Origin of the sequence: Labrenzia sp. OB1 (assembly GCF_001624695.1) — a bacterium.
Classification (GTDB): Bacteria; Pseudomonadota; Alphaproteobacteria; order Rhizobiales; family Stappiaceae; genus Roseibium.
Window position 1 is genome coordinate 1 of the sequence record NZ_JSEP01000069.1, and the last position, 2,543, is coordinate 2,543.

The 2,543-nt window shown below is 52.3% G+C and carries 2 protein-coding genes and 2 pseudogenes; 2 read left to right on the forward strand and 2 right to left on the reverse strand.

Features of this window, described 5'->3' with window-relative positions:
* A partial coding sequence (locus OA90_RS27580; RefSeq protein ID WP_156510731.1) for an integrase core domain-containing protein occupies positions 1 to 355 on the forward strand: 355 nt, incomplete at its 5' end.
* A gap of 418 nt (positions 356 to 773) precedes the next feature.
* On the opposite strand, the pseudogene OA90_RS27590 reads toward OA90_RS27580, so the two are convergent.
* A pseudogene (locus OA90_RS27590) lies at positions 774 to 968 on the reverse strand (transposase domain-containing protein); the annotation flags it as partial.
* A 201-nt stretch (positions 969 to 1,169) separates the two neighbouring features.
* Between OA90_RS27590 and OA90_RS27595 the strand changes: the two are divergent.
* A pseudogene (locus OA90_RS27595) lies at positions 1,170 to 1,427 on the forward strand (DDE-type integrase/transposase/recombinase); the annotation flags it as partial.
* Positions 1,428 to 2,210: 783 nt separating this feature from the next.
* Here OA90_RS27595 and OA90_RS27605 read toward each other — a convergent pair.
* A partial coding sequence (locus tag OA90_RS27605; protein ID WP_199823888.1) for a transposase occupies positions 2,211 to 2,543 on the reverse strand: 333 nt, incomplete at its 5' end.

The following is a 2,543-nucleotide window of genomic DNA, read 5'->3' on the forward strand; positions in this document are numbered from 1 at the left end:
CACCTGCGCCATGTTCCTCGTACGGGCGACCAGATGGTTCGCTGCCAGGGGTATCACCGTGGAACGCGTCATGACCGACAACGGCGTCGGTTACCGATCAAACCTCTTTGCCGCAACCACACAGCAGCTCGGTGCAAGACACATCCGAACCAGACCCTACACGCCCCAGACGAACGGAAAGGCCGAACGCTTCATCAAAACCCTCCAGGAAGAATGGGCCTACGGCGTGCCGTACAAAAGCTCAGAGCAAAGGAACGCCGCATTGCAACGATGGCTCCATATCTACAATTGCCAAAGGCTACATGGCGGCATTAACTTCAAAACACCGATCAGCCGATTGATCCAAAATCAATGAACAACCTCATTGGAAACCACAGCTACTCTGTAGATCCCAATTATATCCAAAGCATTCGATGTTGTCCAAATTGATCTTTTGGTAGCATCTTTGAAGAAAAGGTCATAGTAATTCGTGAAAATCTGGAAGCGCGTGTTAAACTGATCGAAATGAATGCTCACTTGGGGAAACGGTAGTGTCCAGTGTCTTTCGCGCATTTGATCAAGCAATGACGGCTCGGTAGGTTTGATTTCTGGCCGCATGCAGCGGATCCATGTTCATGTATCCTCATGTTGACCAGTTGGTTCCAGTGATGTGACGGAGGTGGGCGGCCAGGTTGAGACAGGATCGGCTGTCCGGGAAGGCGCCCACGACTCTGGTTCGTAGTCGGATCGTTTCCGTCCGGTTAAGCCGGCCTTCATGGGGGCGATGCGCTCTGTTACGCTGCCTTTGCAGCGTAACACCAAGGTATGAGTTCGTTGATGCGATTGAACTTGTGGTCGGCGATTTGTGCCAGGACGCAGGTCAGCCAGGCCCGCGGGTCGATGCCGTTGAGTTTGGCGGTTTCGATCAGTGTATAGGCAATTGCCGCAGATTTGCCGCCACTTTGTGAACCCATGAAGAGGTAGTTTTGGGCGTGTCGCAAAGTTTGCAGGGGCCCCAAATTATTAGAAAAACGTTCTAATTCTCGCGCGCGCTCGTAGGTTTCTACCTAGCGTAATCCGTCATTTCTTGACTGCGCGACCAGATTTTTTACCTAAATTGACGTATTCGAGCCTGCTGAATGGAATGAATTTCTACGTCAAAAAACTTTGCGACACGCCCGGCTGACGGCGGTCTGCTTGCTTCGGATCCGGCGCACTATGTGACCAAGCATTTGCAACAAGGCATCGAGAGCGATCATTTCAGGGTGAAGAAGATGCCGAAGGTCGGCGGGTTCCGCTCGTTCAACTCAGCCAGAAAATCCATCGCCGGCTTTGAAGCCATGCTGTGGCTCAAGAAGGGCTTCGACTTTACCGGTCAATGGAGTGTCCTCGAACAAAACGATCTGCTGGCGGTACTCTTCGGAATTGAAAAAGTTAACAAAACCTGAAAGGCGCTCCTGGAATGGGAGAAATCTGTCCGTCAGCGAAAGTTGCGACAAGCCCCCATTTTCTGTTCCGTTGCTACTCAAACCCCGTTCCGCACACCAGCGCCCTCAAGCGGGAGGGCTTCACAAATTTGCAGAGGCGGCTCGTGAAGATTGCGGGCCGTGTCATCGAAACAGCTATGCGTATCTGCATTGCTTTCGTAGCGGTTTGGCAAACATTTTACAATCATTCGGAAATAAAACCGCAAATCACACTGAAATTAAAGCAGTATCTGATGCGTTTCCGCACCGGTATTTTAATATAAACTACTAAAAAGAGAGATGAAAAATTGTAAAAGTCCTTATTGTATCAATTAGGACAACCGGTGCTCTTGCAGTGCGCTACTAAATTCTTGCAGCGTGTATCGCCTGGCAAGTCGCGAAGAACTGCCGCATCTCAAGGTGGTGCCGGCGGCCACTTGGTGCCTGCACCAGCCACGACCGAAATCATGCGCGCCTTCGAGGAAAAACAGAGAAAGGCTCCAGAACATGCCAGTCACAGGAAAGGAAGGGGCTTTTAGGCAGCTCGTCTCGGCAGCTGCGGCAGCCCAGGACCAAAACCATGGACAACCGCCAGCGAACACCGCTCAAAGCGCTAGTTTAGCTGGGCGCTCAGTGGAAGCAAGACCGAGCAACTCATCGCGGAAGCTTCCAAGCAGCTTTGCTTCGTCTTCGTCACGTCCGCCGAGCAACTCAAGCACGCGGCTCGCTGATATGCTATCTCGGGCGCAAAACGTATCGGGCGCTTCATCTCAATCCTCTAATACCAAACGACAAAATWCAGGACCGATGCGCCCAGTCACGCATTCCGATTGACATGATTTTCCATGGCTGATCGATGAGCGTGTTCCAGGCCCGGCAGCACAGGTCGACGATCTGGTCGTAGTCCTTGAAGACCCGGTTTGAGAGCCAGTTTTCTCGCATGTACTGCCATAGGTTTTCGACAGGATTGAGTTCGGGAGATCGGGGTGGCAAAGGCAAGAGTGTGATGTTGTCCGGGATGGCGAGCTTGTTTGACGTGTGCCATCCGGCCTGATCAAGGATGACCACGCCATGGGCACCGGGCGCAACCTGTGAGGA